Genomic DNA, 15,305 nt, shown 5'->3' with positions numbered 1-15,305 from the left:
CCAACATTAACTGTTCCTCTACTATTAAGAATTGTATCACCACTTCAAATTAGAAGCAAGCAAGTTTTCGGGTTTTTCCCGGTCATTACTGATAAACTTTGCCGTTGTGGCGAATCCATCCGCCGACGTGACGACCGGCCGGATCGTGATGTGTCCAATGAATCACTCCACCTTGAGCATTCCATTCATATTCGCCATAAAATTCGACGCGATCGCCAACAGATAGGGAATTTACCCTAGGTGCTAAGTCTATATTATGGGCAATTAAGAGCGTTTGACCGGAAGCGACTCTCACAATAAAGCGTTGATGTTGACTTCCTTCGCGATCGTCAGCAAGAACGCGAATCACCTCACCGACTGCTCTGACTTGAACATCACTTTGTTGATTCTGAAAAGCCTGTTGCAAAAGTCGGATACCTTCCTCCGGGGAGGGAGTAGAACCCGTGGCAGAACCGGAACCTTGGGCACAGCGAGAATCAAATTCTGCTAGAGCGCCTAACTCACTACAATCTACAGCCTGAGCCTGGATCGGGCATACAAGGGTGAAGGTGAATACCGTCAGTAGGCTGAGGAGGAGTTGAGTGGTTTTGTTCATAGGACGTTGTAGATATTTTGGTACTCACTCTAAGATCATATCAAGCCCGATTCACTATGATTACAACTCATCGTAGGCTGGGCAAGAGCATGAGTCAAACAATTGAAATTATACTAGCATACTTTGCCCACCTTTTCGTAAAAATGTTACTTTTGACAACACCGTAGTGAAAACCCTAAAATGGTGGGTTACGGCGGATTGATAGATTGCTGTCAGAGTCTAGGTTTTAGCCGCCTAACCCACCCTACGCTAAGGCACTATTTTAGCTGTGTCATGGCAGTAGCAAGATTACCGATAGCGCCGAGCGGTAGCTTCAGGGAACTCAACGGGGAGTTCTTCTAATGGGCCAGGGTTAACACTGGGGGTTATGGTGGGCACTTTCATTTGTTCGTAGGTGAGTCGAGAAATTTCACCAATGAGATCGGCTGCTCCATAATCATTATGGGGGCGTTCGACTAGGACGGCAGCAATATACCGTTTGCCACTGGGTAGATCGATGAGACCGACATCACCTAAGAGTTTACCAATATCGCCGGTTTTATGGGCAATAGAAGCTCCTGCTCCTAACCCTTGTTCGAGGAGGATGCTAGTTTGGGTTTGGCGCATAATATCGATCATGCGATCGCGGGATTTTAAGGACACCACATCCCCTTGATGAATCATGTCCATCACCTGGCTCAACTCACGCGGTGATGTGGTATTTTTACCCTCTAAATCCGGTAACCAATCCCGCAGGACGGTTTGCTGAAGTCCCCAACGGCTAAAGCTTTGATTAACTTGAGGGATTCCCCCTAAACGCTCAATAATCATATTAGTGGCCGTATTATCGCTAATGGTCATCATCCAAGTAGCGACTTCTAGGGCCGTATATTGAGTCCCTACGGGATCGTATTGCAAACTCCCCGATCCTTCAGCTCGATGTTCTTCTTTGAGAGTGAAGGTTTCATCGAGTCGAATTGTACCGGCATCGACGGCTTGAAAAAAGGCTAGGAGAATAGGGAGTTTAATGGTACTAGCCGCCGAAAAAACAGTCGTCCCCTCAATATCGACATAACTAGCCGTATCCAAATCTAAAACAAACACTCCCGGTTTAAACTGGGGGCTTTGACTGGCTAAAGTTTGAATGTTGCTTTTCAGCTCTTGTAATTCTGTTTCTAAATGAAGAGCTGGGCGAGTTATGGGTGAGGAGGTTGGGTTAGATAGATTTTCCCGTAATAAGGCATCCGTGGTATCACCAGGTTGGTTAGTTGGATTCGAGAGGCTCTCGTTGGAGGCTAATTTGAGTCCTAAAAAGGTCATACTTTCGGGATCGGAGGCTGAGAGTAGAGTTCCGGCGATCGCACAGATCCCCACACCGAGAATTAAAAATCGGGTGGCATAAACTAAAGGCGATATCGGACGGGGTTGTGGACGGTTAATCGATCGAGACTGACGCTTGCGTACCGGTTGAGACAGTCGCACTGGGTTTGGGTTCGCTGGAGTCTTCTGTCCTAGCTTGTTCCCTAGGGAACGTTTGGGATCGGAAGAGATGCGAGCCGAGGTACTGGGGGCTGCTGAAGATAAATTTCCCTTTCTCCAACTGATGGATTTGGGTTGGGGTTTGCCCGACTGCAAACGGGAAACCAAGGGATTACGGTCTAGTTTGCGGTCTACTGTCAAGGGTGGGATTGGCGGTGCAGAGCTTGATGACGATCGCCCTGTTTGCCTTGTATTTCTAGTCGGTTTGTGTCTTGTGGGATCGCTCTTACCGCCGGGTAATATCCGATCCAAAATGGATAAAACGACTCTTGGCAAAGGCGATCGCCGTTTGCGTTTCAACCTCGGTTTCCCTTGCCTTGGCAGAGCTACAGCTCGTTGAGGCTGACTCGCTCCCCCTTTCGGTAGAGGCGTTGCACCTTGAGCAGATCCGAGACGTTGAGTGCGACGCACTCCCTTTCTTTCTCCTGATTTCGCCATCAACGACTCCTTGTCACACGGATCATAAATGTAAATGAACCCACCACAATCAAAGCATCCATGGAATTGTTGCTGATTTTACTTGATTCAGACCGGGAATAGGGTTTGTTCCTTTCGCTGGCGATCGGGGTATTTCCTTGCTTGTTGGCTACCCCACTCGTCAAAAATAGCAAACCTGGATTATTCTACGTTGTCTGTGATTGTCTTTAAACCCACCCTGGAGATCTTCTTTAAGTCTCTCCTGATGAACCCTGGGATAGGGAACTGTCGGCGATCGCCCATTCTACCTGAGAAAGTATTCCCCGGAGCATCGCCACTTCTGCTTCTGTGGGATAAGCACGATTGTAAAATCGTTTGAGCTTTTCCATCCGTCGGTGAGCGGTATGGGGATAAAGATAGCCAATCTGTAATAACAGGGATTCTAAATGATTGTAATAAGCTTCTAGAACCTGCCGTGAGGCCAGATCGCCAGCCCCAGAATTGAAATCCTGAGTCTGCGTTTCCAGGGTACACCGATAAAGTTCATAACAGCAAATACCTACCGATTGGGCTAAATTCAGGGATGGATAAATGGGATGACTGGGAATTTGCACAAAGCGTTGGGCTAAATTCAGTTCGTCATTGGTTAATCCCCGGTCTTCGCGTCCAAAAACTAGGGCACTTTCACCACCGAGAAGCCAAGGAAGCAAGGTATGGGGGGTTTCCAATGCTGTCGGTAACTTGATGGTGCGTCCCAGGGTGGCTGCTACTTTTTGACAACTCTGTAAGGCTTCGGGTAGAGTCCCGACTACCTGGGCAAAAGTCAAGATTTCCTGAGCATGAACCGCCATTTGTCTCGCTTCTGGACTGTGGGGATCGCATTGGGGATTAACTAGCACCAATTGACTTAAGCCCATATTTTTCATGATCCGGGCGATCGATCCCACGTTTAGGGGGCCAGATGGCTCGACTAAAATGATTTTAATGGCTGATAGATGGGAGCGATCGTTCATCCGTTAATATAGTAAGCTAATTGGACATGCTTAAAGGTGTACTACAATCCATTTTTAATTTTTAATTTTTAATTTTTAATTGATATTACCATGGCTCGTCATCGATTAAAATCCGATCTGCCCACCAAAATCTGTCCTGTTTGTAATCGCCCCTTTACCTGGCGCAAGAAATGGGCTAAATGTTGGGATGAGGTAAAATACTGTTCTGAACGCTGTCGCCGCGATCGCTAAAGCTATACGCGGTAGTAGCATCAGAAATGAGGCAATGCGGAGAATTGAGACACTCTAAATTATTATTCTCCCATTTCCCCTATCCCCCTATCCCCCTATCCCCATTACCTATGACTCAACCCAAACTGATCATTCACGGAGGTGCAGGCAGCTCCCTACAAGGTAAAGGAGGCGTTGAAGCCGTCCGCCAATCCCTCTATGAAATTCTCAAACAAGTTTATGCCAGCTTAGAAGCGGGAACACCAGCCCTAGAAGCGGTGATTCAAGGCTGTCATTTACTCGAAGACGATCCCCGCTATAATGCTGGAACTGGCTCTGTTTTGCAATCTGATGGTCAAATCCGTATGAGTGCCTCTCTGATGAATGGAGAGACGCAAACCTTTAGTGGTGTCATCAACGTTTCGCGGGTGAAAAATCCCATTGATTTAGCTAAAGTTCTGCAAGAAAAGAGCGATCGCATTCTCTCCGATTTTGGAGCCATGGAACTGGTGCGAGAACTGCAAGTTCCCATTCATAATCCCTTAACCGATTTGCGCTTAAATGAATGGTTAGAAGACCGCAAAGATAACTTTAGACGCAGTATGGCTAATGTACTGGCGAGTCCCGCTCCCGGAACCGGAACCATTGGCGTAGTCGCCCTCGATAATCAAGGCAAAATTGCGGCTGGAACCTCCACCGGAGGCAAAGGATTTGAATATATTGGGCGCGTCAGTGATTCGGCTATGCCTGCCGGAAATTATGCCACCTCTGATGCAGGAATTAGCTGTACCGGCATTGGCGAAGACATCATCAACGAATGTATCGCCGCTCGTATCGTCGTCCGCGTCACCGATGGCATGTCCTTAGCTGCGGCTTTTGAGAAAACCATGAGCGAATCTAAAGCCAATCAACGGGATTTAGGGGCGATCGGAATTGACAAAACCGGTCAAATTGCCTGGGGTAAAACCTCAGAAATTCTCCTCGCTGCTTACCACACCGGCGAACAAATTGGTGACACTCTAGAATGGACTTCCTCCGATGAAGTAAGCGGCTCAATTTAAAGCAAAAAGTAATAGTGCTTCATCTCAAATTGAGCTTCAATGAAGTGCTATTATTACTATATAGAGAAAGCTCGAAGAGTAAGACAAAACCCTGCTATGGCTAGAGATGTTTTTCACTCTGTGGTAAAAGATGCCTTAGTTGCTCAAGGGTGGCTAATTACCCACGATCCATTTCCTCTTGAGTATGGAGAGGTACAAATGCAAATTGACTTGGGTGCTGAATTCCTCTTGGCGGCAGAACGAGATAGGGAGAAAATTGCTGTAGAGGTGAAGAGTTTTATCAACCCCTCTGCAATCTCTGAATTTCACACAGCCGTCGGTCAATATCTCAATTATCGGCGAGCTTTGAGAGTGCAAGATCCCTCTCGCACCCTATATTTAGCCGTACCCCATCCAACCTATGATGAATTCTTTCGTCTCCGATTTATTGAAGAGGGAGTACGCGAATATCAACTACATTTGCTTATTTATAACGTAGAAGAGATCAGGATTGTGCAATGGATAAAATAGAAACCTACCGTGAAATTGTTCAAGAGATTTTACTGCGCCATAGTCAGGTTAAGCCAATCTTTGGCACAGTAGAAATTGGCGTTATCTTTGATGTAGAGCGCGATCGCTATCAAGTCGTGCGGACAGGATGGATGAACAAACGGCGCGTTTATGGTGCATTGATTCATATTGACATTAAAAACGGCAAAATTTGGATTGAGTATGATGGTACTGAAGTTGGAGTCGCCAATGAACTCACAGAACGGGGAATCCCCAAAGATCGCATTGTTTTGGCTTATCATGAACCCTTCATACGTCCCTATAATGGGTTTGCTGTGAGTTAAGTTTTTCCCAGTTTTGGATTAATCAGCCTCAAAATAATCCGTATCTATTTTCTTCAGTTTATACTCTGAGACCGTAGATACTCCTAAGTCAAAATCGATCATATACTCCGCCAACTCTGCGCCATCAATTAAAACCACTTTCGTGTCATTTTTGGGCGAATAAGTTTTAGCTTGTTCCGTAAATTTAGAAGTGGTAATAAAAATTCCTTTATTCGCCCCTTGACCCGCTAAAGCACCAACAAATTTCTGAATCTCTGGCCGACCCACTGAATCTTGCCAACGTTTAGCTTGAATATAAATCCGATCTAATCCCAAACGATCTTCCTTAATCATACCATCAATTCCTTCATCCCCAGTTTTACCCATCGCTCGTCCCGCTTCCTTAATCGAGCCACCATACCCCATTTTAACCAACAGTTCAACCACAAGACGTTCAAAAAAAGAAGGCGAGCAAGATTTGACTTTCTCTAAAAGTTCTTGAGCTAAAGCACTGCGAAGCTCTTGATAAGAATACTCCAAAATCTCTTCAGGCGTTTGTTGATTAGAACCCTGATCTTCTCCTTCAGATATAGATAGATTTGTATCATTATCTGAAGCAGATTTATCTTTTGAAGAATTCCCCATCTTAAATTCTCGGAATTCTGGATACTTTTTGAGGAACGCCGTATTGATTTTACTCGGATTGGTCTGGAGTAAGTCCACCCCTCGATTAGTAATTTGGAAAAATGACCGGGCTGGAGATTCTAACAGTCCAGCTTTTTTCAGATAAGTCCTAGCCCAACCCACTCGATTATCAAAAACCGCTTGTTTTCCACTAGGGAGCAATTCCTTACGCTCTTCATCCGTAAGCTGAAAAGTATTAGCAAGGTACTGAATCGCTTCTTGCATAGAATGACGCTTTTGATCGCCCGCCAGTTTTAATAAAGGTAGGAGAATCGCTTGAAAATCAGGAATAGCCATGATTATATTAACGTTTTAAATAAATTGAGCTTATGAGGATACATGATGCATCAATTATGCCAATTTTAAGGTTAATTTTTGGGCTTTCCATGCAATTATAGATAGATGTCATTATCAGCGATCGCTACTTGTCCCTTTTATAGATACAGTTAAGACAGGGTAAGATGACGGGGGTGGGTGGAGATGCGATCGAGCCATGCTCGCACAGCAGGATATTCAGAAAGATCGAAGCCTCCTTTGCCTCTTGCCTTTTGCCTTTTGCCTAGCGCGAAGCGCTATATGTATGCTCTAATACCCAATTGAGGATCAGGGGATTGACTAATTCTGGGGCTTCATCTTGGGGACAGTGACCGACTCCTTGGAGGGGAATAAATTGCTTTACGGATGGAAATTCGCCTAATTTGCGTCCTTGGTCGATGGGTTCCCAGGGGTCTTCGGTTCCCCAGAGCATGAGGGCTGGACAGGGAAGGGTGGCTAAGAGGTCTTCGGGTAGGGGGCCTTGGGAATAGCGAGTGAAGGCGATAAAGACATCGGCTGCACCGGGATCGAAGGCTGGAGCGATGAGTAAATCGACGAGTTCATCGGTGACGGCTTGCGATCGCCCATAAGCTTGTTCTAAAATTTGTTTAACCACCTTGGGTTTGGCAATTTGGGCGAAAAACCAATGGCCGATCGCCTTAATCTTAAGCAGATCTTGTACCAAGGGCGCACCATAGCGCTTATAAAACGGTAAATTCTCTCGGCGGCGATCGTGTAATAACCGTAAAGAACAATTCAGCAAAACCACAGACTTAACCCACTCTGGAGCATCCACCGCCGCTTGCATCACCGCAATACAGCCAATGGAATTGCCCACCAACACCACCGGCTCACCAATCACCTCTTGGCAAAATTGGATAATTTGCTTGCTCCAGGTGGCAAAGGTATACTCAATTTCCGCTCCTGGAGTCGGTTTCGCCGAACCCCCAAACCCAATTAAATCTAAAGCATAACAGCGACAGGATTGACCCAGAACCGGGAGATTTTTACGCCAATGATCGACCGATCCCCCAAATCCATGAATCAGCAACACCGCCGGCCCCGTTTGACCTGTGTGCTGATAACGAATGTGTAATCCGCGCCAGTTCCAGCTCAGATATTCCACCGGATCAACCGGATAATTGGCCCTTTGAGTCGCAGAAATAGTCATATAATTTGAGAAAAGCTTGCAAGATCCTATAGGCAGAATATAAGTCAAACCTACTTTTCTTGTCAGGTATTTTGCCAAATACCAATTACTCAGGGTGTCTTCACTAAACTAGAATTATAGCTATTTGGGTTTGCTTCTCAGGCAGTGCTGGATAGGCTGATCGCTCTAGGCGATCGGCCTTAGCTCTATTCTGAACCCCTCGATTGGGCCAGAACCGCAGTGGTAGAGCTATACACTGTCTTTCCATTTACAGGCGCGAGGACTTCCTATGCCAACCGACACCGCATTTCTTCACTGTTCCCATCCCCCTTGTCAGGCAGTTAACTCAGAAGATCTTCAATATTGCCACAGTTGCGGCACTCGGTTAATCAAGCGGTATCTGTGGGCAACTTCTCCTGACTTGCGACCTTTGGGCCAAGCTTTAGACTTCCTAGAAGCAGGGAAACGAATTGGCGATCGCTATCTCTACAAAGGTAATCAGATTTTCCTCGATCTCAAACCAGGGGTTCCCCCCCCTATCCCCTCAGAAATCTCCACCTGCGTACAAACCTACCTCAAACTCTTTCCCTATCGACTCCATCTCCCCCAACCCTACGAACTCTTAACCCTAAAGCCGACTGTACCCCCCGTACTTCTCCTAGAAGGAGCGCCCATCGACCCATCGCTCTTGTCTCAAGCTCTCCTGAACCCCCCCCTAATGCCAATGCTCAAACAGCAATGGCAGGCTGCCTCTGCCATGCGTCAACTCCATTGGTTATGGCAAATCGCCCATCTCTGGCAACCCTTCAAGGTTTTGGGAGTAGCCAATTCTCTACTGGATCATCACTTCTTGCGAGTTGAAGGGCCGGTTGTGCGGGTTCGAGAATTGCGGGCCGATCCCCAAGATTCTATGGACTTATCCCAGTTAGGGCAAATGTGGTTACCCTTGGCTAAACAGGCCAATCCCCTGATCGGGCGCTTTTTACAAGATTTAGCTCAAAGTTTGAGTGATGGACAAATTTTTGCCATAGATCGGGCGATCGCCGAACTCGATCGCGCCTTAAGCTATTGTAGTCAGTCTCAAACCACCCACTTTACCCTATGCACAGCCACAGATAAGGGGCCCAGTCGCTCCCATAATGAAGATGCCTGTTATCCAGTGCAACCTCCCCCAGGGAAAACGGTTTCCTCAGAAAGTAACTCTGCTCCCCTCTCGGCGATCGTCTGCGATGGTATTGGGGGTCATGCTGGGGGAGAAGTGGCTTCTCAACAGGCGATCGAAAGTATTTTAGAGTCTTTAAACTGGGACAAGATTTCCCTCCAAAAGAGTCCCCCGGATCGAGTTGAGCAAATCACCGATCTACTCGAGCGGCTTATTCGTCATGCCAATACGGTCATTAGCGATCGCAACGACCAAGAACATCGCCACGAACGGCAGCGCATGGGGACTACCCTAGTCATGGCAGTCGTTCCCCCTCCTGTAGATCGGGCCCATGAACTCTATATTGCCCATGTGGGAGATTCCCGGATCTATTGGGTCACCCGGCAGGGATGCCATCAAGTTACCTTAGATGATGATTTAGCCTCTCGCGAAGTGCGTCTAGGTTATCGCTTATATCGTGAAGCACTGCAAAATCGGGCTGCGGGTGCGCTGGTGCAAGCCTTGGGGATGGCAGAGTCAAACCACTTACATCCAACTGTAGGACGATTAATTTTAGATGAAGATGGAATTGTGTTACTTTGCTCCGATGGTCTCAGTGATGGCGATCGCGTCGAACATCATTGGCAAAGCCAACTCTTACCCATTTTAGACGGTCAATTAGATGTGGCCAGTGCCACGAGTAAATTAGTAGAGTTAGCCAATACCCTCAATGGCCATGACAATGTGACCATCGGCCTGATCCATTATCAAGTCAAGGCTAATGAAATCACCCTTGAACCCTTAACAGAATTATTTGATCCCATTACTAAGATGAATCAAACCTCTAAATCTTCTGCCAAGGAGTCCATGAAGACCCAATTGCTTACTGTAGGCACACGAGTAACCCAAGGCAGTTCAACTTCAAACCCCACAAACAAAAGAATTTCTATTCCTGGATTATTACTGGGAATAACGATCTTATTGACTTTGGGAGCAGTGATGGGGTATTTTTTCTGGCCCTTATTGAGGCGATCGACCCCTCCCCAAACCCTTCCCCCAACACCAATCCTTAATTCTCCTAGTCCCAGCTCTAGTCCCAGTCCCACGAACAATTAAAAATTATGGCCCATAGGGAATAGTCGATCCCCCCATCTCCCCATGCAATCCGATAAACTAGAAGAAATGGGATACACTCAACCCGTGATATCAAGGCTCTTAAATGTCTGCTATTGACTGTCCTTGTCTCAGTATTGCCATTGCCCGCTTAGTTGGTTGTTCAGCCACAGATGGCAGTGGTAAGTCTCATGCTCCGGATGAAAACCCATCTGCCCATTTTGCCATTTGGGTGATTCGGGCTTCCTATCCAGGAGGATATACTCATCATGACTGCATTTGGCCCTATACTCTGACTCTCACTTGGGAAGGATGGCAAGATCTCTTTCAAATTCCCTCCCAACCCTCCTATTCTCTAGCCATTCCTGCGGTAGAGTCTAATTTACCCAACATGGATACTTTGCCCTTTCCTCCAGAGGAAAAAGGGTCTTATAGTAGTCGTTTGATGCAGCAATTGGGGATGAGTTTGTGGCAATGGATCTTTAATGGCCCGATTCAAAGTTGTTTATCCCAAAGCCAAGGGATTGCTCTAGGACAAAATAAACCCTTACGGGTGCGCTTGGATATCCGAGACCCAGATCTGATTCCATTACCTTGGGAAATTATGCAACAATCGGCGGGAAAACAGGCGATCTCGGTTTCTCCTACCCTGTTGTTTAGCCGCACTACCAGTGATGTTGATCCCCTTCCTCCTCAACGAACGGATCGAGAACTGAATATTTTATTGGTTTTTGGGGCAACCGTGGGTGCGGATGCTGTTGCTTCTGAATGGTTGGAGGATGAGCATCTGCAATTGGAAGCAGAGGCGGATACTTTGGCGAGAATTTGGGAAAATTGTAGTCATCCGGATCAAACCTTGCCCAGTATTATTGCTTCATCGGTTCCCTGTTATGTGGATACATTGATTCAACCGGATGCTGCTCAGTTGATCGCTGCTTTGGAAACGAAGACTTACAATATTGTCTTTTATGGGGGCCATGGTGTGCCATCTCCGGATGGGGGACTGTTGTATTTGCAGCCAGAAACGACTCTGAGTGGAACGGAATTTGCTAATGTTTTGGTACGGGGACAGGTGACGTTAGCGGTTTTGAATACTTGTTGGAGTGCTAAGGGAGATACGGATGAACAGAGTTCAGGGGATACAATGGCTCATCGTCTTTTGCCTCGGAGTAGTTTGGCGGAGGTGCTGCTCCATCATGGAATTCCGGCGGTTTTGGGGATGCGGGAGGCGATCGCCGATCGCGAAGCCTTGAGTTTCATTGAAGCTTTTGCTGAAGCTTTAGCCAAGCGTCTACCCATCGATGAAGCAACGGCAGTAGCCCGTCAACGGTTAATTACACTCTATAAGTATAATCAACCTGCTTGGACGCTGCCGGTGTTATATATGCATCCAGAGTTTAATGGGCAATTATTAGTCCCTGCCCCAGAAGGGATTACGGAATTACCTGATACGGCGGTCACTTGGCATGAAAAAACCCGCACGGTTGCCTCTTTGCGTTCAGTAGAAGAAACGACACAGGTTTGGCAAATTCATGGGGGGCTGATGCGTGTGGGGCGACGGGAAGAGAATGATATTGTGATTAGTGAACGGTGGGTTTCTCAACGGCACGCGGAAATTATTCGCCGAGAACCGTTAGAGTCGAACCAGGGAAGCGCCACTTATTGGTTACGGGATTTTTCTCGGTTTGGAACTTTGGTGTTGCGATCGGGTAATTGGCAAAAAATTCACCACCAAGAAATTCCCTTAAAATCAGGGGAAAGAATTAAGTTTGGCAGTTCCCAAGGGCAAATGTTGGAGTTTGTAATTGAGGAATCGATGGTGAATTGCTAACACTCTATCTGAGAGTAGTAGACTGTTACAGATAATTTGGTGTATTAGATGTCCGGGAGTGCAAACATCTTGCTCCCTAGAGAAAGGCAGCAAACACTGTTGAGTTTCTTCGGTGAGTGTCGCTTGAAACTACGGTATAGAACACAATTAAATCGGGTTTTGTAGGGGCGGGTTTCACCAATATTTAGGAAAAAAACGATCGCTCTCCTAAACCCGCCCCCCACCAGGATACAAATATGGTAAACTTATAAATTAATATGAATCATCCTATGTCTACTCAAACCATTTCACGCTACGTGACTCGCAACCCTGAAATTCTAGGGGGAGAGCCAATTATTATCGGTACTCGGACTTCCGTGCGGGCTATCGTTGGTTTCTGGAAGATGAATATTCAACCTGAAGAAATCTTAGATCATTTGCCTCATCTGACGTTAGCTCAAGTCTTTGATGCTTTAAGCTTTTACTGCGATCATCGAGCAGGAATTGATGAGTATATTGAGAAAAATCAAGTCCCTGATGACTATGTACATCCAGTGGTCAGATCCCAGTTGAATATCTAATGACTACTGTTGCCTTACTGTACACCGATGAAGATATGTCTGCAATGGTGGCGATACTGTTGAAAGCACAAGAGCTAGACGTGACGACAGTTCCCGAACAAGGTACACTAGGTAAAAGCGATCGCGAACAACTCGAATTTGCCACCTCAATAAATCGATGTCTTTTGACCCATAATCGTGTTGATTTTGAGCGATTGCATCTTGAGTATATGGAAAATGATCAAACCCATAGTGGGATTATCGTTATTCCTCAGAAAATTCCCTATGAAGTTGCCCAAAGGATTTCTGTTTTAGTCAAAGCTTTAACCGCCGATGAGATTAGAAATCAATTACTGTATGCCTAATCCAATGATCGATATTTGTAGGGGCGGGTTTCACCAATATTTAGGAAAAAAACGATCGCTCTCCTAAACCCGCCCCCCACCAGGATGCAAAGGGGAATGGGGCAGGTTCACTAATCGCATGGTGGGGATTCCTAAACCTGGGTGTTTCATGTCCACGAAGTGGAAACCTGCCCCTACGGTTAGCTACGCATCCACTCGGCTATCTGTAGTAATATCGTTAACCCGATCGCCGGGGACGGCCTAGAGTAGTGATATAGATGACCGCTTCATCTACGGGAATGCCTAGGACTTCATTCACTTGATCGTCAAAAAATCCACCAATACCACTGACTCCTAAGCCCAGGTGAATAGCGGCTAGGTTGAGCCGTTGTCCGAGATGGCCAGCATCCATATGCAGGTAACGATAAACGCGATCGCCATATTTTGCCACGGCTTTCCCTAAGTCGGCCGTATGAAAAATAATCGCGGCGGCATCTCGACCTAAGTCTTGTCCTAAGCATAGATAATGCAGTTCTCGGCGAAAGTTCTTAAAGCGAATTTGCCGCAATTCTTGCGCTCTGGGCGCATAATAATAACAACCTTCTTCTAACCCACTCACCCCAGAAACAGCGATAAAGGTTTCTAATAAACTGAGATCGAAATAGTCGGGAGTCGGATCGAGAAACTGCTCTTGATAGTGTTGGGGTTGATAGGTAAAGTCTAAGAGCGCTTGTAATTCCGCTAAGGAAAGGTCGGCTCCAGTATAGGAACGGGTGGAGCGACGCTGGAGGATGGTGTTTTCTAGGGAAGGGGTGTCATCCGTGGCACGAGGGGGGGTAGTGCCTAAGTCTCCGAGGTTGAGAGGAAGGCTGAGGGTGGAGACTTTTAAGCAAAAGGGAAAGTTGTATTTATCCTCTAAGTCTAGGGGGGTAGGATCGGCTTTGCGGGGAGGGTTGTCAGGAATACGGGTGCTTTGATGGAGGTATGCTAAGAGTTTGCCTTCGGGAAGGGGAGGATAGTCGGTTTGGATCTCAGAAGGTAGGGCACTGGGAGGAGAGGGGGGCGGAATGTCGGGTTTGGGGTAGGGAACTAGGGGAAGAATGGCGAGGGTTCCTTCTTTTTCGGGATCGAGATAGAGGAGTTCGTTGATGCGATTGTCGGTGAATCCGCCGATGAGATAGGGGCGGTATCCGTACATGGCTCCGGCGAGTTCGATGTTGCCGAGGAGATGGCCGCTATCGAGGCAAATTCGGCGATAGGCTCGGTCTTGATAGCGCCAGGAAGAGCGGTAAAAGATGGCGGTGAGGGCGATCGCAACAGAGGTTTGATTGAGGGCAGGATGGTTAAAACAGGCTTCTTGTAGGCTCTCCCAAACTGGATTGTCCCAATAGTGTACTAGACTATGGGTTTTGCACTGATAGTTATAGAGGCCGGGTTTGAGTCGGGATGAGCCTTGGGAGATCAGATACACTTCGGCTGGATATAATCCCCCGGCAGAAGGGGAGGAACGGAGGTAGAAGGATTCACCCATAAGTGTGGGAACCCTAGCCGTAATGCCATAGCTACAGAGGAGAAACCGGGATAGATTTTGCCATTCTCGCTCTGGGGTATCCGGACTTAGATAGGGTTTGAGGTCAATGGAGGTTCCGAGTTTATACTCTTTGAAGGGAATGGGTTGATCTTCCCAGTTGAGTCCCTGGCTTTTCTGACTAATGGTTTCGGGGTCGTATTTGGTGCGTTGATGATAGTGTTTGGCGATGGAGTCGCTAGAAGAGTTGGTTTGAGACATGGGCGGTTGTTGGTGAGGTAATCTTAAACAGGAATGGAATTTATGTTACAAATCTTAAAAAAAAGTTATGAAACCTTAAGATTTCCACAGAACCAGGGTAAGTTATTTTAGCAATTCAATAAGCATTTTTACTTATTAATTTAGGGTTCTCTAGAATCCAGCAGTAAATCATGCACTGTTTCCAAGATAACAACCAATATGGAGAAAATCAGCTCAGACGCTCTACTCAAAGAATATGCACAGGGAAGACGGGATTTTGAAAGCATTGAGGCACAGCAACTGAACTTATTTGATGCTGACTTAAGAAAAATTAATTTTCAAGGGAGTAACTTAACTCAAGCTTACCTGCCCTATAGTAATTTAAGCCAAGCTAATTTAGGGTCAGTTGATCTAGAAGGGAGCTTATTGAGCGATACTCAACTTCATGGGGCTAATTTATCTCATGCTCGACTGCGATCGGCTAATCTGTCTAGGGCTAATCTTCGTTATGCGGATTTAAGATGTGCGGATTTATCCTATGCTAACCTGCAAAATGCAGATTTGTCCTATGCCAATCTACAGGAAGCGAATCTTTACGCGGTGAACCTTCGAGGGGCAAAACTGAAATCGGCTCAATTCCAGGGGGCCAGTTTAGAGCGGTGTGATTTATTTCGGGCAGAAAATAGCGATCTTACAGATGCTATTATCGATCGGACAACCATCCTTCCCAATGGTCATCGGCCGATAGGGGATAATCAAAACTCAAATTCAGATTCTTGACGGCCGTTCAAGTG

At 46.6% G+C, this 15,305-nt stretch carries 15 protein-coding genes; 9 read left to right on the top strand and 6 right to left on the bottom strand.

The genetic code is table 11. From position 1 onward, the window contains the following. Positions 1 to 85: 85 nt before the first annotated feature. From PMG71_RS15220 to PMG71_RS15210, 3 genes are all read right to left on the bottom strand, one after another. On the bottom strand, positions 86 to 595 hold the full coding sequence (locus PMG71_RS15220; RefSeq protein ID WP_283754558.1) for a DUF3465 domain-containing protein: 510 nt from the start codon (positions 593 to 595) through the stop codon (positions 86 to 88). A gap of 288 nt (positions 596 to 883) precedes the next feature. Continuing rightward, entirely contained in the window at positions 884 to 2,551 is a 1,668-nt protein-coding gene (locus PMG71_RS15215; protein WP_283754557.1) for a serine hydrolase, read from the bottom strand. A 230-nt stretch (positions 2,552 to 2,781) separates the two neighbouring features. Further along, positions 2,782 to 3,543: an RNA methyltransferase gene (locus PMG71_RS15210; protein WP_283754556.1), complete on the bottom strand. Its 762-nt coding sequence runs from the start codon at positions 3,541 to 3,543 to the stop codon at positions 2,782 to 2,784. A gap of 90 nt (positions 3,544 to 3,633) precedes the next feature. On the opposite strand from PMG71_RS15210, the gene PMG71_RS15205 reads away from it, so the two are divergent. The 4 genes from PMG71_RS15205 (at position 3,634) to PMG71_RS15190 (ending at position 5,647) form a co-directional block, all read left to right on the top strand. Further along, a complete protein-coding gene (locus tag PMG71_RS15205) occupies positions 3,634 to 3,774 on the top strand; it encodes a DUF2256 domain-containing protein (protein ID WP_283754555.1) in 141 nt (46 codons plus the stop codon). A 110-nt stretch (positions 3,775 to 3,884) separates the two neighbouring features. Beyond that, on the top strand, positions 3,885 to 4,814 hold the full coding sequence (locus tag PMG71_RS15200) for an isoaspartyl peptidase/L-asparaginase (protein WP_283754554.1): 930 nt from the start codon (positions 3,885 to 3,887) through the stop codon (positions 4,812 to 4,814). A 96-nt stretch (positions 4,815 to 4,910) separates the two neighbouring features. Continuing rightward, complete coding sequence (locus PMG71_RS15195) at positions 4,911 to 5,324, top strand: element excision factor XisH family protein (protein WP_283754553.1); 414 nt, start codon at positions 4,911 to 4,913, stop codon at positions 5,322 to 5,324. Then, positions 5,312 to 5,647 carry a XisI protein gene (locus tag PMG71_RS15190; protein WP_283754552.1) on the top strand — a complete coding sequence of 112 codons (336 nt, stop codon included), beginning with the start codon at positions 5,312 to 5,314 and terminating at the stop codon, positions 5,645 to 5,647. Before PMG71_RS15195 ends, PMG71_RS15190 begins: the two co-directional genes overlap by 13 nt. Before the next feature lie 18 nt (positions 5,648 to 5,665). Here the strand turns inward: PMG71_RS15190 and PMG71_RS15185 are convergent, their stop codons facing one another. Both PMG71_RS15185 and PMG71_RS15180 read right to left on the bottom strand, forming a co-directional pair. Next, positions 5,666 to 6,607, bottom strand: a complete 942-nt coding sequence (locus PMG71_RS15185; RefSeq protein ID WP_283754551.1) for a restriction endonuclease — start codon at positions 6,605 to 6,607, stop codon at positions 5,666 to 5,668. Between the two features lie 262 nt (positions 6,608 to 6,869). Continuing rightward, positions 6,870 to 7,796, bottom strand: coding sequence for an alpha/beta fold hydrolase (locus tag PMG71_RS15180; RefSeq protein ID WP_283754550.1), 927 nt, complete (start codon positions 7,794 to 7,796; stop codon positions 6,870 to 6,872). A 268-nt stretch (positions 7,797 to 8,064) separates the two neighbouring features. On the opposite strand from PMG71_RS15180, the gene PMG71_RS15175 reads away from it, so the two are divergent. The 4 genes from PMG71_RS15175 to PMG71_RS15160 all read left to right on the top strand — a co-directional run bounded on the left by PMG71_RS15175 (position 8,065) and on the right by PMG71_RS15160 (position 12,764). After that, a complete protein-coding gene (locus tag PMG71_RS15175) occupies positions 8,065 to 10,032 on the top strand; it encodes a PP2C family protein-serine/threonine phosphatase (RefSeq protein WP_283754549.1) in 1,968 nt (655 codons plus the stop codon). 103 nt (positions 10,033 to 10,135) lie between these two features. Continuing rightward, positions 10,136 to 11,860 carry a CHAT domain-containing protein gene (locus PMG71_RS15170; RefSeq protein ID WP_283754548.1) on the top strand — a complete coding sequence of 575 codons (1,725 nt, stop codon included), beginning with the start codon at positions 10,136 to 10,138 and terminating at the stop codon, positions 11,858 to 11,860. A gap of 269 nt (positions 11,861 to 12,129) precedes the next feature. Then, positions 12,130 to 12,420, top strand: coding sequence for a DUF433 domain-containing protein (locus PMG71_RS15165; RefSeq protein ID WP_283754547.1), 291 nt, complete (start codon positions 12,130 to 12,132; stop codon positions 12,418 to 12,420). Beyond that, the gene (locus PMG71_RS15160) at positions 12,420 to 12,764 is read left to right on the top strand and encodes a DUF5615 family PIN-like protein (RefSeq protein ID WP_283754546.1); all 345 of its coding nucleotides are present in this window, start codon (positions 12,420 to 12,422) and stop codon (positions 12,762 to 12,764) included. The genes PMG71_RS15165 and PMG71_RS15160 overlap by 1 nt, the downstream gene beginning before the upstream one ends. Before the next feature lie 217 nt (positions 12,765 to 12,981). On the opposite strand, the gene PMG71_RS15155 is transcribed toward PMG71_RS15160, so the two are convergent. Beyond that, entirely contained in the window at positions 12,982 to 14,532 is a 1,551-nt protein-coding gene (locus tag PMG71_RS15155) for a SagB/ThcOx family dehydrogenase (protein WP_283754545.1), read from the bottom strand. A gap of 198 nt (positions 14,533 to 14,730) precedes the next feature. On the opposite strand from PMG71_RS15155, the gene PMG71_RS15150 reads away from it, so the two are divergent. After that, on the top strand, positions 14,731 to 15,291 hold the full coding sequence (locus PMG71_RS15150) for a pentapeptide repeat-containing protein (RefSeq protein WP_283754544.1): 561 nt from the start codon (positions 14,731 to 14,733) through the stop codon (positions 15,289 to 15,291). Positions 15,292 to 15,305 lie beyond the last annotated feature (14 nt).

The sequence above is a fragment of the Roseofilum acuticapitatum BLCC-M154 genome, from assembly GCF_030068475.1.
GTDB lineage: Bacteria > Cyanobacteriota > Cyanobacteriia > Cyanobacteriales > Desertifilaceae > Roseofilum > Roseofilum acuticapitatum.
Note: the sequence above shows the minus strand (reverse complement) of the source record. Positions and strands in the feature narration are given on the sequence as shown.